At 66.6% G+C, this 17,130-nt stretch carries 29 protein-coding genes and 1 tRNA gene; 2 read left to right on the top strand and 28 right to left on the bottom strand.

The annotated features are described in order from the left end of the window. Nucleotides 1-61: 61 nt before the first annotated feature. The 22 genes from EJJ38_RS01555 to EJJ38_RS01660 form a co-directional block, all read right to left on the bottom strand. Entirely contained in the window at nt 62-385 is a 324-nt protein-coding gene (locus EJJ38_RS01555) for a hypothetical protein (RefSeq protein ID WP_127088341.1), read from the bottom strand. After that, the gene (locus tag EJJ38_RS01560; protein WP_127088342.1) at nt 382-1,488 is read right to left on the bottom strand and encodes a M15 family metallopeptidase; all 1,107 of its coding nucleotides are present in this window, start codon (nt 1,486-1,488) and stop codon (nt 382-384) included. The genes EJJ38_RS01555 and EJJ38_RS01560 overlap by 4 nt, the downstream gene beginning before the upstream one ends. Before the next feature lie 86 nt (nt 1,489-1,574). Continuing rightward, nucleotides 1,575-1,955 carry a hypothetical protein gene (locus tag EJJ38_RS01565; RefSeq protein ID WP_205666074.1) on the bottom strand — a complete coding sequence of 127 codons (381 nt, stop codon included), beginning with the start codon at nt 1,953-1,955 and terminating at the stop codon, nt 1,575-1,577. Then, nucleotides 1,948-2,202 (bottom strand): hypothetical protein, encoded by a 255-nt coding sequence (locus EJJ38_RS01570; RefSeq protein WP_127088343.1) that lies wholly within the window; start codon nt 2,200-2,202, stop codon nt 1,948-1,950. The genes EJJ38_RS01565 and EJJ38_RS01570 overlap by 8 nt, the downstream gene beginning before the upstream one ends. Further along, nucleotides 2,199-2,516, bottom strand: coding sequence for a hypothetical protein (locus EJJ38_RS01575; protein ID WP_127088344.1), 318 nt, complete (start codon nt 2,514-2,516; stop codon nt 2,199-2,201). The genes EJJ38_RS01570 and EJJ38_RS01575 overlap by 4 nt, the downstream gene beginning before the upstream one ends. Next, nucleotides 2,513-2,806: a hypothetical protein gene (locus EJJ38_RS01580; RefSeq protein ID WP_127088345.1), complete on the bottom strand. Its 294-nt coding sequence runs from the start codon at nt 2,804-2,806 to the stop codon at nt 2,513-2,515. The genes EJJ38_RS01575 and EJJ38_RS01580 overlap by 4 nt, the downstream gene beginning before the upstream one ends. Continuing rightward, nucleotides 2,803-3,420 (bottom strand): regulatory protein GemA, encoded by a 618-nt coding sequence (locus tag EJJ38_RS01585; RefSeq protein WP_127088346.1) that lies wholly within the window; start codon nt 3,418-3,420, stop codon nt 2,803-2,805. Before EJJ38_RS01585 ends, EJJ38_RS01580 begins: the two co-directional genes overlap by 4 nt. Next, nucleotides 3,417-4,202, bottom strand: a complete 786-nt coding sequence (locus EJJ38_RS01590) for a hypothetical protein (RefSeq protein ID WP_205666075.1) — start codon at nt 4,200-4,202, stop codon at nt 3,417-3,419. Before EJJ38_RS01590 ends, EJJ38_RS01585 begins: the two co-directional genes overlap by 4 nt. Continuing rightward, a complete protein-coding gene (locus tag EJJ38_RS01595) occupies nt 4,202-4,555 on the bottom strand; it encodes a hypothetical protein (protein WP_127088347.1) in 354 nt (117 codons plus the stop codon). Before EJJ38_RS01595 ends, EJJ38_RS01590 begins: the two co-directional genes overlap by 1 nt. A gap of 1 nt (nt 4,556) precedes the next feature. Beyond that, on the bottom strand, nt 4,557-4,823 hold the full coding sequence (locus EJJ38_RS01600) for a hypothetical protein (RefSeq protein ID WP_127088348.1): 267 nt from the start codon (nt 4,821-4,823) through the stop codon (nt 4,557-4,559). Continuing rightward, nucleotides 4,820-5,461 carry an MT-A70 family methyltransferase gene (locus EJJ38_RS01605; RefSeq protein WP_127088349.1) on the bottom strand — a complete coding sequence of 214 codons (642 nt, stop codon included), beginning with the start codon at nt 5,459-5,461 and terminating at the stop codon, nt 4,820-4,822. Before EJJ38_RS01605 ends, EJJ38_RS01600 begins: the two co-directional genes overlap by 4 nt. Further along, nucleotides 5,458-6,360: a hypothetical protein gene (locus EJJ38_RS01610; protein WP_127088350.1), complete on the bottom strand. Its 903-nt coding sequence runs from the start codon at nt 6,358-6,360 to the stop codon at nt 5,458-5,460. Before EJJ38_RS01610 ends, EJJ38_RS01605 begins: the two co-directional genes overlap by 4 nt. Beyond that, the gene (locus EJJ38_RS01615; protein ID WP_127088351.1) at nt 6,357-6,662 is read right to left on the bottom strand and encodes a hypothetical protein; all 306 of its coding nucleotides are present in this window, start codon (nt 6,660-6,662) and stop codon (nt 6,357-6,359) included. Before EJJ38_RS01615 ends, EJJ38_RS01610 begins: the two co-directional genes overlap by 4 nt. Then, a complete protein-coding gene (locus EJJ38_RS01620) occupies nt 6,659-7,255 on the bottom strand; it encodes a helix-turn-helix domain-containing protein (RefSeq protein WP_127088352.1) in 597 nt (198 codons plus the stop codon). The genes EJJ38_RS01615 and EJJ38_RS01620 overlap by 4 nt, the downstream gene beginning before the upstream one ends. Before the next feature lie 9 nt (nt 7,256-7,264). Continuing rightward, nucleotides 7,265-7,921 carry a DUF3164 family protein gene (locus EJJ38_RS01625; RefSeq protein WP_127088353.1) on the bottom strand — a complete coding sequence of 219 codons (657 nt, stop codon included), beginning with the start codon at nt 7,919-7,921 and terminating at the stop codon, nt 7,265-7,267. Then, nucleotides 7,905-8,222, bottom strand: coding sequence for a hypothetical protein (locus EJJ38_RS01630; protein WP_127088354.1), 318 nt, complete (start codon nt 8,220-8,222; stop codon nt 7,905-7,907). Before EJJ38_RS01630 ends, EJJ38_RS01625 begins: the two co-directional genes overlap by 17 nt. Next, nucleotides 8,219-8,521 carry a hypothetical protein gene (locus EJJ38_RS01635; protein ID WP_127088355.1) on the bottom strand — a complete coding sequence of 101 codons (303 nt, stop codon included), beginning with the start codon at nt 8,519-8,521 and terminating at the stop codon, nt 8,219-8,221. The genes EJJ38_RS01630 and EJJ38_RS01635 overlap by 4 nt, the downstream gene beginning before the upstream one ends. Next, nucleotides 8,518-8,895 carry a transcriptional regulator gene (locus EJJ38_RS01640; RefSeq protein ID WP_245454058.1) on the bottom strand — a complete coding sequence of 126 codons (378 nt, stop codon included), beginning with the start codon at nt 8,893-8,895 and terminating at the stop codon, nt 8,518-8,520. The genes EJJ38_RS01635 and EJJ38_RS01640 overlap by 4 nt, the downstream gene beginning before the upstream one ends. After that, entirely contained in the window at nt 8,892-9,506 is a 615-nt protein-coding gene (locus tag EJJ38_RS01645; protein ID WP_127088356.1) for a hypothetical protein, read from the bottom strand. Before EJJ38_RS01645 ends, EJJ38_RS01640 begins: the two co-directional genes overlap by 4 nt. A 20-nt stretch (nt 9,507-9,526) precedes the next feature. Further along, entirely contained in the window at nt 9,527-10,282 is a 756-nt protein-coding gene (locus EJJ38_RS01650) for an AAA family ATPase (RefSeq protein ID WP_127088357.1), read from the bottom strand. Between the two features lie 20 nt (nt 10,283-10,302). Continuing rightward, nucleotides 10,303-12,462, bottom strand: coding sequence for a DDE-type integrase/transposase/recombinase (locus tag EJJ38_RS01655; protein WP_164738367.1), 2,160 nt, complete (start codon nt 12,460-12,462; stop codon nt 10,303-10,305). Then, nucleotides 12,459-12,914 carry a hypothetical protein gene (locus tag EJJ38_RS01660; RefSeq protein WP_127088359.1) on the bottom strand — a complete coding sequence of 152 codons (456 nt, stop codon included), beginning with the start codon at nt 12,912-12,914 and terminating at the stop codon, nt 12,459-12,461. The genes EJJ38_RS01655 and EJJ38_RS01660 overlap by 4 nt, the downstream gene beginning before the upstream one ends. Nucleotides 12,915-13,402: 488 nt before the next feature. On the opposite strand from EJJ38_RS01660, the gene EJJ38_RS01665 reads away from it, so the two are divergent. After that, nucleotides 13,403-13,678, top strand: coding sequence for a hypothetical protein (locus EJJ38_RS01665; RefSeq protein ID WP_127088360.1), 276 nt, complete (start codon nt 13,403-13,405; stop codon nt 13,676-13,678). Between the two features lies 1 nt (nt 13,679). Here the strand turns inward: EJJ38_RS01665 and EJJ38_RS01670 are convergent, their stop codons facing one another. Genes EJJ38_RS01670 through EJJ38_RS20885 form a run of 4 tightly spaced genes read right to left on the bottom strand, consistent with a single transcriptional unit; the run spans nt 13,680 to nt 14,759 of the window. Next, nucleotides 13,680-14,141: a hypothetical protein gene (locus EJJ38_RS01670; protein WP_127088361.1), complete on the bottom strand. Its 462-nt coding sequence runs from the start codon at nt 14,139-14,141 to the stop codon at nt 13,680-13,682. Further along, entirely contained in the window at nt 14,141-14,275 is a 135-nt protein-coding gene (locus EJJ38_RS20750; protein WP_274704716.1) for a hypothetical protein, read from the bottom strand. The genes EJJ38_RS01670 and EJJ38_RS20750 overlap by 1 nt, the downstream gene beginning before the upstream one ends. Continuing rightward, nucleotides 14,275-14,457 (bottom strand): hypothetical protein, encoded by a 183-nt coding sequence (locus EJJ38_RS01675; protein WP_127088362.1) that lies wholly within the window; start codon nt 14,455-14,457, stop codon nt 14,275-14,277. The genes EJJ38_RS20750 and EJJ38_RS01675 overlap by 1 nt, the downstream gene beginning before the upstream one ends. Further along, nucleotides 14,454-14,759, bottom strand: a complete 306-nt coding sequence (locus tag EJJ38_RS20885) for a helix-turn-helix domain-containing protein (RefSeq protein ID WP_127088363.1) — start codon at nt 14,757-14,759, stop codon at nt 14,454-14,456. Before EJJ38_RS20885 ends, EJJ38_RS01675 begins: the two co-directional genes overlap by 4 nt. Before the next feature lie 318 nt (nt 14,760-15,077). Between EJJ38_RS20885 and EJJ38_RS01685 the strand changes: the two genes are divergently transcribed. Then, on the top strand, nt 15,078-15,716 hold the full coding sequence (locus EJJ38_RS01685) for a helix-turn-helix domain-containing protein (protein ID WP_127088364.1): 639 nt from the start codon (nt 15,078-15,080) through the stop codon (nt 15,714-15,716). Nucleotides 15,717-15,833: 117 nt separating this feature from the next. Here EJJ38_RS01685 and EJJ38_RS01690 read toward each other — a convergent pair whose 3' ends face one another. Then, nucleotides 15,834-16,313, bottom strand: coding sequence for a hypothetical protein (locus tag EJJ38_RS01690; protein WP_127088365.1), 480 nt, complete (start codon nt 16,311-16,313; stop codon nt 15,834-15,836). A gap of 608 nt (nt 16,314-16,921) precedes the next feature. After that, nucleotides 16,922-16,996: transfer RNA gene (locus EJJ38_RS01695), tRNA-Gly, on the bottom strand. Nucleotides 16,997-17,130 lie beyond the last annotated feature (134 nt).

A 17,130-nucleotide genomic window follows, 5' to 3' on the forward strand; every position in this document is an offset into this window, starting at 1 on the left:
GCGGGCGAGGCACGCGCGCAGGTCCGCCGGCGGCGGCGGGAGCCCGGCCGAGGGCGCGGCCCTATCGGACGGTCCGCACGCGGCCAGCAGCAGCACGGTCAAGGCAAGCGGCATCATTCGGAGGCGTTTCATTGACGGCTTTCTGGTTCCGGAGATCCGGGGTTTGAAGCTCGACGGCCCGGACGGCATCCGCCGCCAGGGCCGTATCAATGGTGGCGAGGCGCTGGCCGAGCACCTGCACCTCGACGCGCAGCGCATCGGCGTCGCAGCGCAGGCGGGCGGCGCTGGAGCCGGCCACATGGCCGCCCAGCCAGCCGGCGCCCAGGGAGAGCGCCGCCACCAGCCACACGGCGGGCTGAAACAGGACGGACCAGGGAAAAGTCATGCGATCCGCCCGGAGACCTCGTCCGCCAGCCGGCGACGGATCACCTGGCCGTAGAGCAGCCAGAGCGCCACGGCGGCGGCAATGAGGGCGATGGGCCAGGCCGAAATCAGCCAGCCGCCAAGATCCGCGATCCCGTCCACCAGCGGCCGAACGCTCGCCACCTTGTCGAGGGCGCCTTTCATGCCATCCAGCGCTCCGAGCTTGTCCAAGGCGCCGCCGCCTCCGAACAGGCCGACGCCCCACGCCACGATGCGCCCCTTGTCGGCCGCCGCCACCGTCTGCGAGCCCTGCTTGCGCAGATCCTGGACGGTGGTGTCGGCCCGCGCCGGGGCGACGGGCATGGGCTTGAGGCTCGCATCGGCCAAACGGTCGCGGGTCGCGTCGTCATAGTCGCCACTGACGGGCAAGCCCTGCCACGACTGGAAGGTGGAGACGGCACCCGTGGTCTTGTTGCCCCAGATCCCGTCTACCTTGCCGGGCCAGATATTGAGGGCGATCAACCGCCGCTGGACGGCCTCAACCTCATAAGGCGCAAGCTTGGTGTGGTTGGGAGCCAGCTCGTCCACGACGATGGTGCCTTGCTTCCCCCGCAAGGGCGCGCCTGCCAGTGCCAGGCGCTTGGGCTCGGCGCGCGTTCGGGCCGCCTGGAAATGCATGCCGTCCGGGCGGCTCCAGTGGCCGCCCCATTCCCAGCCCTCGACCTCGAACGCGGCGATGACACGCTTGTCCATGGCCGGCGTCTTGTCGCCGAGCCCGTTGCGGTCGGGGTCGAAATCCAGGGCGCATCCGTAGGAATGCATGGAGGTGGACTTGCCGCCGCGCATGTCGCGGATCTCGAACGATCCGCCATAGGTGGACATGCCGATCCGGTCGATCTCGGCCTGAGACCGGCCGACCGCGTCCCAAATGGCGTCCAGCACCCGCTTCAAGCTGAAGGCGCATTTGTGGTGGATACGGATGCCTTTGACGGGCTTGCCCTCGTAGCGCAGCACCCAGGGGCACTTGATCACCACAAGGTTGCTCGCCTCCCAGCCCCTGCTGGTGGGCGAACCGTAGAAAGCAAGGCAATCCTTTTGCAGCGGCCACTGCGCGAACGGGGACATGGGCACGACGCTCCGGGGAGAATGGTGCCGTCAGCTTCGCAGCGTCAAAGCCTCAATGATGTTCGCAAGGACCTGTGCCCGACCGATCAGCCGATGGGCAATTGGAGCTGGGCGCGGTCCGCCCGCTCCTGGGCGAGCCAGTCCCGGACAGAGACGTCCGCCACATGCAGCTCGCGGGCGATCTCCTGGATCGTCCGCCGCTGTGCAAACCGCACTTTGGCGATCCATGGTTTCGCGGTCGGCACCCGCGCAATGCGGCCCTGGATCTCCTGTGACAGGGCGCGGATCCCGTCCTCTCCGATCACGTCGCGCATAGTGCTGACGCGCTCGGGGTTGCCGGCCACATAGGCGGCCGCTCCCCCAAAGGCGAGCAGAAACCGCACCGCCCCGTCAACCCCCAGCGCGCGGACATAGGGCGCCACCTGGGCGGGGATCTCGACGTCCAGGAGGGGCGTGGCGTCAGTCACGATCCGCCTCCATCTGACGCGCCTCGGCATCGCTGGAACGCTCGCCGGGGAGCACCGTCACCACCTTGCCGCCCCGAAAGATGTAGCGGTGCCCCTCGCTGATCAGCCCGGCCGCACCGGCGGCCACCGCATGGCGCACCCGGTGAGCGATGTGCAGGCGGACCGCCTCGACATCGATGCCGTGCACGCGCTCAACCTCGCGCAGCACCGCATGGTCCGTGACAATGGGGAGCGGGGGGCGGCTCATTTGCCATCCCGCTCATAGGTCAGCAGCAGCGGGTGCGGGGCAGCTGGCAGGCTTTGGCGGCTCTTCCGTGCAGTTCCGCGCACCTGGCGCTCAGCCGCACGCTGCGCCCGTTCCTCGGCCTCGGCTGCCTTCGTAGCCTTTTCCACCTGGTCCTGCTCGGCACGGATCTCTTCGATCTGGCGCATAAGCCAGCCAAGCGCACGCGCGTCTTCAACCTCGATCTCAAGGGAGATGACGGCACCGCCCTTGGCGCGGGTCTTCACCGCATAGGTCTTCAGCCGCGCATCGCTAGTGTCCCAATGGATGATGCTCATTTCGCCCGCCTCCGCTTCGTTGCCACCGGCGCCGGCTCGCCCAACGCTTCCCGCAGGTCCACGAGCCACGTCTCCGCGAGCGCGCGACCCTCGTCGGCCGAGGCGACGCGGCGCGACAGGCGCGTCCCGCTGCAACTGTCCACCGTGAGCACCCACTTGCGGGAGATGCCGGACAGCAGGATCCGCGCCTCGGCACCGCACGGCGCGGTGCTGCGCCAGATGCCATCCTTCTCCTGCCGCCAGCCGCGAAAGGCAGGCGGCGCCTCCTTAAAGGGGGTTTCAACGGTCATTTCCGCCCCCTTAAAGCGCGCCTCAACGCGGCCCCACGGGCGGCGATATCGGCGTCCAGCTCGGCCGCGGTGAGGCGGGCGTCGGGCGCCTCGTCCACCAGCGGGAAGCCTGCCGCGATCAGGCGCCGGGTCTGCGCCCGGTGCACCGCGCGCTTGGACAAGAGCACGTCTTGCGAGGCCGGCCATTCGACGCCGGCGGTGCGCTCCAGCCAGGATTTCAGCGCCTCGATCACCTTGCGCGCGTCGGCGGCCGAGACGAGCCAGCGCTCGCTATCCAGCCCCGTCTGGCGCTTGACGAATGCGATCAGCGCCCGGTCGGTGCGATCGTCAACAACAGCCAGGTTATAGGCCGAAAGCCAGAGCGCCCGGAGCAACGGCGCCCATTTGCCGGTCAGCTCCTTCGCACCTTTGGACGGCCGGGGCGCGTCAGCGGCGCCGCCCTGGATCTCCCTGAGACGGTTGATCACCCGGATGGCCTCGCCGGCCGACAGCTCCCGCGCGCTGCGCTTGCCGGCCGTGGTGGCCATCAGGTCGCGGCGCTCGGCCTCCGACATGCCGATGGCCTTGCTGATCGTGTGGATGGCGCCGATCTGCGCCGCGCTGGCGCCGGTCACGCGGCCACCGGGAGCGTCGTCGGCAAGTTGTCGATGTTCTCGGGGTACGGCACAAAGCTGTAAGCGAACACCCAGGGGTTCGCGTCCCAGGCGTCGGCGCCGTTGATGCTGTCCCAAAGGTCGGCGTACCAATCGCGGGCGCAATCCCACCCGCGTTGACCAATGCCGCTCGGGTCGGGTTCCTCGGCCGGGAAGAACCCACCGACGTCATCACGCAATCCGCGCATGCAGCCCTCGGCCCATGCATCGGCCTCGCTGATGTCCTGGAGGCGCTCCACCCGCACCTCGGTGACGTACAGCGTGAGGCGTGAGGCCCAGCGCGGCATGTGGATCGAGACGCGGTCCTTGATCCCCCGCCGCTCGTCGGTCGCCCCGTAACGGATACCGCACCAATCGGGCTTGCCGTCCGGGTTGATGTCCCGTGGCTTCACGTTGTCGTAGATCGTGCTGACGGCCCAGGTCTCGCGGATAAAGAGGCGGTCACCGGGAGCAATGGCCGGGCGGCCTCGACCCTGCACTGCGACGGCCATCGAGTTGATGCCACCGGGCTCCGCGAGCCAAGAGAAGGCGCCTTCTATCCAGCGGAAGTCTCGCGCCCCGTTCAGCGCCGAGGCGAGCGTGTCGGTATCCGGGCGGTGAAACCGGAAGTCGTGGCCGAGCAGCTTGAAGTTATGGGGCGTGATCAGCCGGCGTGTCTGCGTCTTGCCGGTGCCGGGCTGCTCGATCTCCCGGAGGATGGCGCGCACCATTGGGGCGCTCATGAGGATGGGGTGGTCGGCCATCAGTGCACCGCCCCCTCGGCCGCCGCTGCTGGGGCTGCCGGTATCGCCGGAATACCGAGCTGCTGAAGGATCAGCGAGTTGTGACCATGCTTCCGTGCACGCTCCATCACCGCGAACATCAGGCCATCTACACTTCCGCCAGATCGGGCAGCAGTCATCACCAGATCGAATGATGAACTCCGATTGGGCGCACCCACAGCGGTGAGACCGCCCTTGGTCGGCTCGTATTCGACGAGCGCAACGATGCTCATGCCCTTGGCTTCGCAGTCTTTAGCGATCTGAGCCAAGGCAGGGGCGATGTGCTCCAGAAAGTACCGCTGGGCGTCGGAACCCTTGCTTTCCTCGTTGCTCATGTCAGTCCCTCATCAATATCCGGTCGCGACGGGCGACCTCCGGGTCCGTGGTGGGCTCTGTCTCGGCCTCGGCCTGCAGCAGCAGCTCGGTGACGATGCGCAGCCGGACCAGCAGCGCCTGGTGGCGGTGCGACCGCCACCGATGGGAGTGTTCCAGGCGGGCCAGCAGGTCCGCCCGCTCGGCCCGCAGCGCCGCCGCCGACCGCCCTGCGCCCCAGCCCAGGAGCGGTGCGGCGGAAATGGCGGGGGCGCGGCGGGCCATGGTCATGGCGCCAGGAAAAGGGACGGCTGGGCCTCGGATGCCGGCGGCACCGGCGGCGCGATGCGCGGCACCGCATGGGCGCCCCGATGGGGCCGTCCCCAGGTGTCGTGACCAGGCCACGGATCGACCGCGAAAAGCTCCGCCGCGAAGCAATCCGGCCGGAGCCGCAGGAGCTTTTCCCGTGCTTCAACGGGCTTTTCAGAGTGCTCGCCGCGCACCGCCTCGATCAGGTTCCGCTCACTGCGCGAGCCGATTTTGGGATTGCCGATCGTGCCGATCAGCCACGGCTCGGTGGTCGAGCGCAGGATGTAGCCGGTCCCGAACGCACGCTTCCCGTGGCGGGTGAGCTTCGTCCAGGAGCCGCCCGTTTTATAGGTAAAGCCCCAGGCGGCCATGACGCGCAGCGCGCTCGGCAGCTTCGGCCAGATCGCCCACATGAACAGGAGGCAGTCACCACTGGCGAGGAGATGCACGGGCAGCGCCGCGATCTCGTCGTCCGACATGGTGTCGTAATGGGCCTCGGGCGATTTCTCGTAACCCCCCTCGCCATACATCTCATATTGCCACGGCGGATCCGCGAGCATGGCGCCATAGGCCATCATCCGCAGCGCGCCGAACGGCCAGGGGGCAGCGGGGAGGTTCATAGTCCGCACCCCGCATCACAGACCATGAGCATGCCCTGGCCGGCTTCCTCGTCGGTGCGAAGATCCACCTGGTCGAGGGGAACCCCAGACCGATGGACGAACAGCTCGCCGCGTATCTTGCCGTGGCGGTGCATGCCCCGAACCATCGCATCAATGGCGACCGCGTCTGCCCATGCTGCAGGATCGTGGTCGCGCATCTCCCGCCATTCGCGATCGGTGCGATAGGGGCAGAAGGTGCATGCGCTCTTGGCCGGCACGGGGTAGCCGTGCGCCCGGAGCCACTGCTCGCAGCCTGTCCGTGAAAACCCCTTCTCCAACAGGGGATAGCGATTGACCGACCAGTTGTCCCACGAGGCACCGGCGCGAACCGTCTCGTCGGTGCTGATACCAATCCAGACTTCGACAGATGCATCCGGGATGCGCTGCCGAGGGCGGAAGCCGAGCAACTCGCGTTGCTTCTTCCGGATCGGGTCGATCTTGTAATCCTGAGTGCACTGCCTGTTGATCTGGCCGAGCCGCCCCTTCCCTGATTTCACGAAGAATGGCGGTCGCCCCGATGCGCCGTTGAGCCCCACCGAAGCGTCGACGATTTCTTGCCTCAGGCTCCCCGCAGATACGATATGGATCGGGAAGGGCAGGTTCAGGTTGTTCGACCGCAGCCAAGCGAGTTGGTCGTAGACGACGGCCGGCTCCGCGCCTGTGTCGGCGAAAATGGCGCAATCAGGTATCGGACCGATTTCGCCATGAGCAGCCATGAGCGCAAGCGTAGTGCTTTGAACGCCCGCGCCGAGCGAGAGCACCCGCAGTTTTGCTCCTTCGACGGGCCCCCAGGACCAGCCGCCACGGCGGATGCGAGGCGTCTTAGGCGCGGGCGAGGAGGTGAGGACTAGCGCATTCATCGTGCGCCTCCACGGCGGCCAGGTGATGGGGTGGTTTCCGTCTCCTCGGCCGCATCGCAGACGGCGCAATGGCGGCGGGACACGAGTTTTCCGGCGGTGACGCCGCTGGACTTGATCCAGGTGTGACCGGCCGAGCAGTCGGCCGGCAGGACAGGCGCCGGCGGCGCCAGGCGCGCTTCCAGCTCGGCGCGGGTGGCGGCGCTGGCCGTCTCCAGCTCGGCGAGCGCGGCGACGAGGGCGCGATCGTCATCGAGGGCGACCAGGACGCGGCCGATGGAGGAGACGAGCGCCGCCGGGTTCATCGGTTCTGCTCCTGGTGTCGCGCGAGGATCCGCGCTTCCAGGTGGGCCAGCTCGGCGGCAGCCGTCTTGCGCTCCAGGATGAGCGCGGACACCCGGTTGTGGGCGCTGGTGATGGTGCTGTGGTCGCAATCGAACGTGCGGGAGATCTCGTGGCGACTGCGGCGGGTCAGCCTCACGGCGGCGGCCATGGCCATCCGCCGCGCGTTGGAGGTGGCGCGGGCGCGCTTACCCGTCAGGCGCAGTTCCTGGACAGGACAGCGATAAATCTCCGCAGCCACCTCCAACACCAGGAGCACGGGGATCCGTGTCTCCGCGCCGCTCTCCAGGCCCGGCGCGAAGTGGCCGAGGGCGCGCAGCACGTCATGCGGCTGGATGCGCCCGTCATCGGCCACCGAGAGGATCAGGGAGACGAGCAGACGGCCGATGGCCGCATACGGATCCGCTGCCGTCGCCACCGGAGTGGCCTCGGGCGCCGCCTCCGGCGCAACCAGGCGGCGGGCCACAGCCGGCGCCGGCGCCGCGCCGCGCAGCCGCGCAGACACATCCGCATAGTGCCGCTGTGCCTCTGCTTTAGTGGCGAAGGGAGCGTCCATGCCCGCCCCCTATGCTTTCGCAAGGGCGATTGGGATCGCCTGCATGGCGCCTTCCGCATCCGCCTCGTAGAAGCGGAAATATGTCTTGGAGCCGATGATGCGGATGCTTTCCCGGATCGCCCGCATGGCCTCCTGCCAGCGCTCGTCTTCGATCGACACCCGGAGCAGCATGAACAGGGCGGACCGGTTCACCGTTCCTGTTTTCTCAACGTCGAAGGCCATGTTCACGATGGCGCGGATCTCGTCGCCCGAATTTGCCGCCCATTCGGCAAGGCAGGCATCCACCAGCGCCTTGGCTGCCTGCAGCTCGGGGCCGAATTCCAGCCGATCCGCCACCTCCACCCGCACCTTGAGGCTGCCGTCATAGGAGGTGAGCGACAGGTTGCCCTTCGGCCCGCCGAGCGGCGCCCCATACTCCTGCGCCAACAGCGCCTGGAGGCTCCCCACGTCGTCGAAGCAATGCCCCCGAAAACGGGCGATCTGCGCGGAAAGATCGCGCGCGTGGCCCATCATCTTGCGGACCAGCTCATCAATGAGCTTGTCTCGGGCGTCCACCCGAGAGAGAGGCATGAGCGCGCCCTTGGCGTCGCGCATGTACTCCTTGCCGTCGATGACCTCGACGCCAGTAGCGGCAATCGGCGCCGGCAGTTCAGTTTTCGCTTCCATTGTTTTCCTCCGGCTGGATGAAATTCACGTAGCCGGCCTGCTCCAGCAGGCCCGCGAGGGCGTGCCGGGCGAGGCTCGCCCGGTCGGTCAAGTCGAGCTGTTCGATGGTCTTCAGCAGCTCAGCGGCAGTCGCGCAGATCGTGTCCAGCATGGCCAAGCCGCAGGCCATGTTGAGGATCTGGTCGATGGACACGCTGCTGGCCTCACGCCTTGGCAGATCACTCATGGAGATCGTGGCGGCGGCGTCCACGCCGGCCTGCAGATTGGTCCGGATCTGCGCCGGGTCGAGGGTGGCGCTCATGCTGCGCCCCCCGGAAACGGCACCACGTCCGCGCTGCTCCGGCGGCCGATGAACGCCGACAGGTCCACCACCTGGCCGGACGGGCCGAGCCGGTGCACGTCCTCGGCCATCTGCTTATTGACCTCGTGCTCGGCCGCGATCCGCTCCAGCGCCTTTGCCATTTCCCGGCAGTGGAGGAGGAGCACGACCGCCATCAGGACCGCCGCCGGCTCCAGGGTGGCTGTGCTGGTCACATACGGCGCCAGCTTGTCCGCCAGCTCGCTGAGAGTGGTGGAGAGGGGGCGATCGGGCGCGGTCATTGGCCGTCCTTTCGCTGGCGGTTGGGGCAGTCCTTGCAGGCCCGGTTCAGGCGCACCGCGACAGACGAGGCGGTCGAGAAGGGCTTGGCCTGCTCGTCAATGCAGCGGTCCCGGCCGATCTCGCCGAGCACGGGACACGCCACGGTGGCGCCCATCAGCGCGCCCCGGACCCGCGCCTCCAGCTTGGCCATGTCCCCCGGATAGCGCCTGCCCAGGGCGCCGGAGAGCATGGAGCCGGAGACGCTGAGGCGCTTGGCAACAGCGGCCTGGCTGTCCACCTGGCAGGCGCTGACGAGCGCAAGGATCCAGTCCGGCGGGGTGCCCCAGGCCGCTTGCGCACGGGCCATAAAGTCGGTGGCCTGGCGGGCGGTCACGACCGCACCTCCTCGGCCGGAGAGCTGGCCCCGGCGACCTTCTTGATGTTGGGATCCCAGACAAACTTGGTCCGCATGATCTGCGGTGCGCTCGGCCCTGTGTTCCGCGACGGCAAAAGGCGGACCTGCGCGGGCGTGCCCCCGCGCGCGGGTCGGATCACCTTGAGATATCCGGCGGTGATCAACCGCCGCACATAGTCCTTGGCGGCTGCGGGCGACACGGCCACCTCGTCAGTGGAGGCGGACATGGCCAGCTCCAGAGCGGTGAAGCTCGCGAGCGCTCGCATGGCGTTCCACATCTGTTGCTGGCCGGTCGTCTTCAGCAGGCGGCCGTCACGGCCGAAACGCGGTGCGGCTGGAGGGCGGCGCAGCAGGCGATGGAGCGTGACGACACCGGGGACAACCGGGCTGCGCGACGGGCGCTCACCCACCACCTCGGCATAGCCGTTGCTGACCAGCGCGGCGGTGTAGCGGAGCAGCGACGAATGATCCGCCTCGGAGGCAGATGCCACATCGGTGACCGCCCATGGCCCGGCCGCATCGAGCTTCAGGGCGGCGGCCCAGGCGGCCTCAAGCGTGCGGGGCAGCTCGACTTGCAGATTGGCGAGCACGGAGGGAGAGCGGCGCCCCATCACGCGCCCCGACCAAACTTGCGGGCCGAAGGGGCGCGGCTCTCAAAAAACTCGGTGTCGCCCCAGCTCGCCAGCGTCAGGTTCGATACCCCCCGGCGCCGGGCCACCTCGGCGGCGCGCACGAGGTTGACCACGATGCGACGGGCACGCCCCTCCGAGCGGCGCACGATCTCAGACAGCAGATCGTCGGCGATCTCCGCGTCCGGGCAGAGCTGCGTCGCGAACGAGCGGGCGTCATCGAGATCCGAAGGCTGCGCCGGCACCCAATCGAGCACGCGGTTGTGCACGCGTTCAAACGGCTGGATTTTGGAGGGGAGCAATTCCTCCCCGATCAGGATGACCGGGGCCGTGGACGTGCTCTGGATCGAGCGCACCGTCTCGATCAGCCCCCGCTCCACGAGATTGTCGGCCTCGTCCACGATCAGCGGGCGGCTGGGGTCGTCACCGAGGATCCGAATGACCTCCTCGGCCATGTCGGAGATCGTGCCCTTCGCCACCTGGCCGGCCTCGGCCAAGATGTTCTTGAGCAGGGTTTTTTTCGTCCAGTAGTCCCGAACTTCGACACGCAACGCCTTCGTCTTGTTCTGGGCGAAGATGCTTGCGTACGTCTTCCCGAAGCCCGATGGCCCGTGGAAAACCCCGATGCCCGGCGCATCGGGATCGCGCTCGATCAACTTGCGCGTCAGAGCCATGAACTGCGCGACATTGGCCGTCGCGATCGGCCCGCGAACGGGCGCCCCACCTGCATTCAGCATTCTTTTCGTCCCTTCCCACATCATCCCGCCGTAGCGGTTCCCACGGTCCCCACCGGATCCCCGAAGGTCTCCCGGAAAGCTCGGTATTCTGGGTCGCGCACGTACCCGACGAGGAAGCGCGTCTCGTCGGCTGTCAGGGTCTCGCCACGGGCGAGCCGCTGCTCCAGGGCGCAGGCCCGGTTGTAGCGTTGACGCGGTGTTTCCTCGGTGCGCAGCGGCACCACGGCGGCCATGTCGGCGGCGAGCTGGGCGCGCAGGGCGCGCGCCTCGTCGGACACGCTGGGCGCCTGCACGGGGGCGACAGCCTGGGCCGCCGCGTCGAGCTGCGGCGTGGTGTGAGCGACGGTGCGCTTCGGCAGATCGACCAGCGTCCCGGCTCGGCGGGCAGCGTCTCTCAGGACTAGGTCCACCACCGCCGTCCCCCGCCCGATACGACGTGCTTCTTTGCGGATGGGCGCCGTCTGCACGGCGATATGCTCCGCCTGCGCGCGCTTCTTAGCGGCGACGGCCGCCTTCGGGTCGGTCCCATCCAGCGCGGGGCAATTCGCATCGCCTAGATACTCGGCGCCGGTCGGGTCGAAGACGAGCACGCGCCCCAGATTCATGGGGTCCATGCGCACCAGAACTTGGTCACCAGGCTGCACATGGGCGGGCACATGGTAATAAGCGTGGTTGATGAGCAGGCCATATTTAGAGACCACGCGCAGGCCGTTGCGCCCGGCCAGCGGCGCCAGCAGCACATCCAGTGCATTCGCATCAACCATGCGGATGGCATCGCTTGAGGCGCTGGCCACCTGGAAGACCGTGCGTCGCGCAAGGCCCTCGTGTGGCCGGTGCTCGTACACCAGCCGGATCCACTCGTCCGCCTTCGTCTGCACGTCAGCGGCTGTGAGCTTTACCTCCAGCAATTGCCGGTCATCCGTGCCCAGGCGCGCCGAAAATGCCCGCCGGCCCTCGATCTTCTTCCGATCCGCCACGCTATGGCCGATGTAACCGTCCAGCAGCGGCACGAAACCGTGTTGGAACGTCTTGATAGCGCTTTCGACGTGGGGCTTTTCGTTCGGCTCGAACGGTCGGCAGGTCACATGATCGAGGCGGATCGAGGCGAACAGGCCCTTCGTCGCCTTGGCCACGAAGTCGCTGCCATTGTCCGTTTTCACCTCGTGGGGGACGCCCCAGGCGAGCAGCGCCCGCCGCATTAGCAACCCTACGGCCGAGGCGCGCGGCGTGCGCGATAGATAGACCATCATCCGGCGCGAGAAGACGTCCACTGCCACGTAGACGCTGTACCGCCCATCCACACAGAGCATGTCCAGCGGGCTCGCATCAAGCATCCAGAGCTGGTTCACTCGCGTGATGTGGGAGAGCGAGTTGCGCCCGCTCACCTTGTATTTGCTGCGGTACCCATCGGGGTCCGTCATCTGCGTGAGAGGGACTTTGTATTCGTCTTTCCAGCTATTTAAGGCGTCCTGGAAGGTGCGCAGCGAAGGCACCGGTAACAACTCGCCGCCGGGGGCGGAAAGCTCGCCCCCAAACTCTCCGCCCACCATGCGCCGTATCTGGTCGGCGCTGAAAAACGGGTTCTTCACCAACAGCGCGAGGCAGAAGGTCTTAACCGCACCGTTATTCGCGGTTTCCAGCAGGCCCTTGCCCCTGCGCGCGGCCCCCTTGTCCACCGCAAGCCGATGCGTGGCCCCAGCCTCCCGCGCGGCGCGCCAGCGGGCGAGCGTGCGCGGCGTGAGCGAGGGCACCGCCTCCCTGATCCAGGGCTCGACCGCGACTTGATCGAGATTGTAGCCCGTTGCGAAAACATGATCCGCCCGCTTCCGGCCGAGCCGCGCCTCCTCTGCCGCGCGATCCGCCGCCGCCAGCAGGATGAGGCGCGCGTTCCGGTGCTCCGCCGCCCGTGCAACTGGCTGGGGTGCCGGCTGCACGTCCACCGGAGCGGGCAGCCCCACCGTTTCCGGCACCCCAAGCACGCGGATGTTCCGGCCCACATAGGCCGCACGCGCCGCGACGGGCAGCGCGGAGAGCGGATATTCACGCCCGCCGCCAGAGGCGGCCCGTTCCCTAGACGGCCAGTTGGCGTTGGCGGCGCGACGAATGACACCACTCTTCGTCGCCGGCAGTTCCGGCAATTGGAGGGAGGCGATTTCGGCTGCTGTGAACCACTGTTTCACCGCTTGGCCCTCCACTCGGCGTCGGCGGCACGCTCTTCCTGCTCCAGCCGTTCACGCAGTTCGCGCGCTCGTTCGCGGCGCAGAAGGGCTTCGTATTTCCGGTCAATCGCGATGAGGCCGGCTTCGCCCAGAATGAGGTTCAGCGCACGCGCATCGCCCGTGATGGTGACGAGCCCGATCAGCCGGAGGGCGCTGATCGCATGCGGCTTCTCCGGGCTGGCATAGTTATCCAGCATGCCTTTCGACACCCGTTCCCCGATCCGCTCGGACAGCAGATCCGCAAGAGCTTCACGTCCCCGCCCATCCTCATCGAGCGTCAGGGCGATTGCTCGCGACAGCCGGCGCGCCTCGGTCCACGCCCGCACGTCCGCTTCTACGAACCTCGGCACGACAGGCTGAGGTTCGTAGTCCCGGAAGAGATCGAGCGTGGATCTGTCGGGCCGCCGTACCATGGTCAGTCGCCCCCGCCGGATTGAGCGGTCAGGAGATAGCCGCGCCCATGGACTGCACGCACATCAAGCCCGAGAGCGGACATGACGGGCCGCACTTCGCGATAGATGACATCACGCACCGACCTGTCAGACGGACCGCCATCCTCGCGTTCGCCATAAGCCCACTCATGCAGCGAGGAGTGGCTTACGAGGCGCCCCTGGGCAGACAGCAGTAGCGTTGCAAGCCGGTGGATGCCTGGGCGAACATACCCCCCCTTAGAGCCGCGACGGATGGTGTGATCCGCGAAGTTCACCACGACAGCGTCCGCCGAAAAGGTCGGTGAGCCGTTGGGCCAGATCCCGAGGATTACGGGGGCGCGGCTCATGCAGCGCCCCCAAAATATGCGGGAAAATATGTGTGACGGGCGGGGCGCTTGTCAGGGCTGAGAGACCCGCCCGTCACGTCCCCTATGCTCAGCGTTGCCACAACTGAGTCGAGGGAACTGGAAATGGATGAGGAAGACGCGCGGATCGCGCATGCCAATGCGAATGCGTTGGAGGAGCCAGCTTTCTGGCATGCCCTCGCAGTGCTCACCCCAATGTCGGTGATGGCCGAACTGATCGCCGAGCTGATCGAAGAAGGCGTGCTCAAGCCAGAGCGCGCCAAAAGGCTCATGGAACGCTTCGATTTCGCCTTGGCGAGCTGGGACGGGCTCGCCCCAGTCATGACCATGAAGGAGGTCGGGCCGCCAAGGGCACGCATTCGCCGGGCTCTGGGCGAATAGGTCATCGGGGCAACTCCAGGCCCCAGCGGTGCGCACGCTCCTCAATCAGCTTCCGTTCGGGCGCATTGCTGGGAAGATGGGCAGTCCGATCCACCTCGCGCTCAAGCCACTCGCGACGGGCTTCGCGCTCCAGGTAGGCGTACGCATCATCCTGGCCGTACCAATTCAAGTTCCCGCTGAGCGAAACGAGGGAGGCGGCGGCATATTCGACGCTGTCGTAGATCTGCCCCTTCTCGTCGTGGGACTCGCCGGCATCATTGAGGGTGTCCAGCAGCCACTGCATTGCCCGAAGCAAGCGGGCATGATCTTCAGCAGCGTTGACCGCCTTCACGGCCGTACGCGCATCTGCCGGATTGAGGAACTTCGCAACCGGCCGGGTTTGATCGATCATGCCGACGCTGTCGGCAAAGACGAGGTCCGGACGGCTGTCGGACTGCGCCCAAGGCGGGTTCACTGTCTTCATCACAGCACCCACGCGAGCAGCCAGCCCGCGCCCATGCCCGCCAGGAGCGCCACAATGGCCGCGCCGATCATCGCGCTGCGGATTTCGTCGGCCACCTTTTCAGGGGTCGGGTGTTCGCCGGGATAGAGATCCATCACAGGAGCCCTCCCAGCGCGACGGCCAGGCCCAGGAGCGCCCCCACCATCATCACGGCGGCAGCACCGATCATCACCAGCGCTGCCCCGTGGCGCGCATGGGCGAGCTGGACGGCACCGGCCTGGATGGGGTGCAGAGAGGTGTCAGCGGCCCGGCGCCGCGCGGACAGGAGCGCGCTCATGCAGCCGCTCCCATGTCCGAGCGCTGGCGCACGTTTTGGCTAGCCGACTCCCGCTTCGCAAGGATACGCTTCGCCCAGGGTGATAGCTTCGCATACCGCTCCGGCCAGATGACTTCGGGTGCCAGCCCGAGGAAGTCTGCAAGGGCCTTCTCGCCTGCGAGATGGCGCCGGATAAGCGCGGAGCTGCACGCGGTGAAATGGAGGCCAGCCGCTAGAGCAATCGCTCTAAGGGTGGTCTCGCGCCGGTGAACCTCGGCCCTGATGGCGTGCCTGTCCCACACGACAGGCGCCCGTTTGGTCATCCGTAATCCCTCCGGATCAGCCGGCCTGGCAGGGCCGGTTTTTTCGGGGAAAAGGGCGCATGAAGATGCGCGCCTTTATGAGCATCTGGAAGCGAATATGGAGCCGATATCGACTCTAGGCAAGGCTGATTTTCAGGCCACACCTGAGCAGCAGAGCGAATGTTCGCTCCACTCATATAAGCCATTGGTTTTATATGTAGTTTTTCTAGCAGTGACGCGCGCCACACCTGCGGCCCTGATGCGTCACACCTGCGGTGTCCTGCCGTGACGGGAGGCGATATATGCTCTCGCTTTCAGCGAATCAGAGCTGATACCGGCATGGGGTCGCCGAAGGCGATGTCAAAACTCCTGGGTATCGGCGACGGCGCTTGGCGCACCTATGAGGAGGGCCTCGGCACTCCCAGCTGGAGCACGCTCCAGAAACTTGTCGATCTGGGTTACAGCCCAACGTGGTTGATGACCGGCGAAGGTGAAATGAAGCTCTCGTCGGCCGCACGGCCTGCCGCCGACCTTTCGCCGGGGACTTCAGTCGCCTTGACCCGAGAAAAGGAGCGGCAATTAATTCACGCGATATCAGAGACCATAGATGGCCTTATTGCTCCTACTGGAGCACGCGTAGCGTTGTCAGACGCATTCACTGCAGCAGGGAAGATTCTCGATACAGTGGCGGGGGTGATGTTTCGTCACCCATCAGCGCCAGCGGACCCTGACAGATATAGGGACAGTGAACTTCACGCCCGTGTATTCAATGCCGTGAAGGGGTTATACAAAAGAGAAAGGGTTGCGATAAGCGATGCCAACTTGAGCGCCCGTGCCGCTCTCGTCTACGATCGGATCGTAAAGGCTGCGGACGACCGGTACTCACGCATGGCCCTGGTCGATCCGGAGGTCGAGAAGCTGAAGCAGGACATTGAGCATGATCGTGCCAATCCTGGCTCCGGCAAAGCCTCGGCCTAATGATCGTGCGCCTGCTCGCGGTGCCGCTTTTCCAGGCCATCAATGAGGCGAGCGCCATCATGGACGGGGCCGGTGGCGCCATCGCGTGCATAGATTTGTGCTTGGAATTGCTGACTTTTAGCCGGACGTGAACGCCAGGACGTGCGTGTCCCCGCCGACCTTGATCGTCAGCAGATACGCTTTCGGGTCGTACATGATCGGCTGCATCAGCAGCAGGCCGGACAGCGTCGCCTTCGGGGGGATTGTGGTCTCTGCTGGCAACATGACATCGGTCACGCGGCTCGCCGTCGTCCAACGATCCGCTGTCACAAGGCCCGTGCCGAGCCCACCGCCGGCGGCTACGGCGGTTGCGCCCACCGTCGAGACAGGCGCCACGCCTACGCCTGCCACGGCGGTGGCTCCGCCAAGCGTGATGGCCGATACCACCGCCGAAATCTGCAGGTCGGCCTTTGCTTCGTCTGGCGGCATCGTTCTCAACGGGGCGCCCGTGACCGCGTTTGATGCGGATATGTCCGTATAGGCAAACAATATGGGCCGGTCGCTCGTGTTCTGGATCTCCACCACGAATTGCTCGCGACCGCCCGGATCGTTGATCAACGGGGCGGCCCGAACGCTCACCACCGAGTGCGCCCCGCGAGAGACTGCAGCCTGCCGCCCATTCTGGAGGCCCGTGGCCTGTCCCGGCGCCGGCACCACCTGGCTGGTGGTACACCCGCCCACACACAATGCGGCGCAAATGGCCGCCAACGTTACATTACGCACACGCACGCGCACGCTCCCCTGACAAAGCGATTGCAATGCTTTAGCTCACACCCGTGACGCGCGGGCGTCAATTGCAACAATCGGCTAAGCGCAACTATGACGCAGCCATTCCGCTCCGGCAGCCGATGACATATGATCCTGCGCACGGCCAATCCGGCGAAAACCGGTGACATCCGATCCTGCGCGCCGCCCAGGCCCACAACGGCAACGCCCCGCCGCCGCAAACCCTTGGCACCGTTGCCGCCATCCGGGAAAATCCGACTTAATCCGCCAAGGTCCGGGATGGGCTCAGGGATGACACCTGATCCTGCGGGTATTGACTCCGCCAAGCCCATCGGGCCGGGCAGAACAAGGCGTAAACAGCGATGGGGAACGTCATGAGGAACGTGGGGAACGCGTAGTTCAACGGTAGGCCGATAAACCCTTGTTGAAGCTCGCGAAATTGGAGCGGGCGATGGGAATCGAACCCACGACATACAGCTTGGGAAGCTGTCGTTCTACCACTGAACTACGCCCGCAGCGGGGCGCACCATAGCGAAGCGGGGGGGAGGGCAGCAAGGGGATTGTCGTGCCCGCCCACACCCCGCAGGAAGGCGTGTGAAAAGGCGTCGCGGCGGCAGGGAATTTCGCGTGGGACCCGGGCAGGGGATTC

The sequence above is a fragment of the Aquabacter cavernae genome (genome assembly GCF_003993795.1).
In the GTDB taxonomy this organism is placed as follows: Bacteria; Pseudomonadota; Alphaproteobacteria; order Rhizobiales; family Xanthobacteraceae; genus Aquabacter; species Aquabacter cavernae.

Excerpts from the sequence above, each read along its gene's own strand:
- EJJ38_RS01555 (WP_127088341.1), bottom strand. The coding sequence starts at position 385 with ATGACTTTTCCCTGGTCCGTCCTGTTTCAGCCCGCCGTGTGGCTGGTG.
- EJJ38_RS01560 (WP_127088342.1), bottom strand. The coding sequence starts at position 1,488 with ATGTCCCCGTTCGCGCAGTGGCCGCTGCAAAAGGATTGCCTTGCTTTC.
- EJJ38_RS01570 (WP_127088343.1), bottom strand. The coding sequence starts at position 2,202 with ATGAGCCGCCCCCCGCTCCCCATTGTCACGGACCATGCGGTGCTGCGC.
- EJJ38_RS01575 (WP_127088344.1), bottom strand. The coding sequence starts at position 2,516 with ATGAGCATCATCCATTGGGACACTAGCGATGCGCGGCTGAAGACCTAT.
- EJJ38_RS01580 (WP_127088345.1), bottom strand. The coding sequence starts at position 2,806 with ATGACCGTTGAAACCCCCTTTAAGGAGGCGCCGCCTGCCTTTCGCGGC.
- EJJ38_RS01590 (WP_205666075.1), bottom strand. The coding sequence starts at position 4,202 with ATGGCCGACCACCCCATCCTCATGAGCGCCCCAATGGTGCGCGCCATC.
- EJJ38_RS01595 (WP_127088347.1), bottom strand. The coding sequence starts at position 4,555 with ATGAGCAACGAGGAAAGCAAGGGTTCCGACGCCCAGCGGTACTTTCTG.
- EJJ38_RS01600 (WP_127088348.1), bottom strand. The coding sequence starts at position 4,823 with ATGACCATGGCCCGCCGCGCCCCCGCCATTTCCGCCGCACCGCTCCTG.
- EJJ38_RS01605 (WP_127088349.1), bottom strand. The coding sequence starts at position 5,461 with ATGAACCTCCCCGCTGCCCCCTGGCCGTTCGGCGCGCTGCGGATGATG.
- EJJ38_RS01610 (WP_127088350.1), bottom strand. The coding sequence starts at position 6,360 with ATGAATGCGCTAGTCCTCACCTCCTCGCCCGCGCCTAAGACGCCTCGC.
- EJJ38_RS01615 (WP_127088351.1), bottom strand. The coding sequence starts at position 6,662 with ATGAACCCGGCGGCGCTCGTCTCCTCCATCGGCCGCGTCCTGGTCGCC.
- EJJ38_RS01620 (WP_127088352.1), bottom strand. The coding sequence starts at position 7,255 with ATGGACGCTCCCTTCGCCACTAAAGCAGAGGCACAGCGGCACTATGCG.
- EJJ38_RS01625 (WP_127088353.1), bottom strand. The coding sequence starts at position 7,921 with ATGGAAGCGAAAACTGAACTGCCGGCGCCGATTGCCGCTACTGGCGTC.
- EJJ38_RS01630 (WP_127088354.1), bottom strand. The coding sequence starts at position 8,222 with ATGAGCGCCACCCTCGACCCGGCGCAGATCCGGACCAATCTGCAGGCC.
- EJJ38_RS01635 (WP_127088355.1), bottom strand. The coding sequence starts at position 8,521 with ATGACCGCGCCCGATCGCCCCCTCTCCACCACTCTCAGCGAGCTGGCG.
- EJJ38_RS01650 (WP_127088357.1), bottom strand. The coding sequence starts at position 10,282 with ATGCTGAATGCAGGTGGGGCGCCCGTTCGCGGGCCGATCGCGACGGCC.
- EJJ38_RS01660 (WP_127088359.1), bottom strand. The coding sequence starts at position 12,914 with ATGGTACGGCGGCCCGACAGATCCACGCTCGATCTCTTCCGGGACTAC.
- EJJ38_RS01665 (WP_127088360.1), top strand. The coding sequence starts at position 13,403 with ATGGATGAGGAAGACGCGCGGATCGCGCATGCCAATGCGAATGCGTTG.
- EJJ38_RS01670 (WP_127088361.1), bottom strand. The coding sequence starts at position 14,141 with ATGAAGACAGTGAACCCGCCTTGGGCGCAGTCCGACAGCCGTCCGGAC.
- EJJ38_RS20750 (WP_274704716.1), bottom strand. The coding sequence starts at position 14,275 with ATGGATCTCTATCCCGGCGAACACCCGACCCCTGAAAAGGTGGCCGAC.
- EJJ38_RS01675 (WP_127088362.1), bottom strand. The coding sequence starts at position 14,457 with ATGAGCGCGCTCCTGTCCGCGCGGCGCCGGGCCGCTGACACCTCTCTG.
- EJJ38_RS20885 (WP_127088363.1), bottom strand. The coding sequence starts at position 14,759 with ATGACCAAACGGGCGCCTGTCGTGTGGGACAGGCACGCCATCAGGGCC.
- EJJ38_RS01685 (WP_127088364.1), top strand. The coding sequence starts at position 15,078 with ATGGGGTCGCCGAAGGCGATGTCAAAACTCCTGGGTATCGGCGACGGC.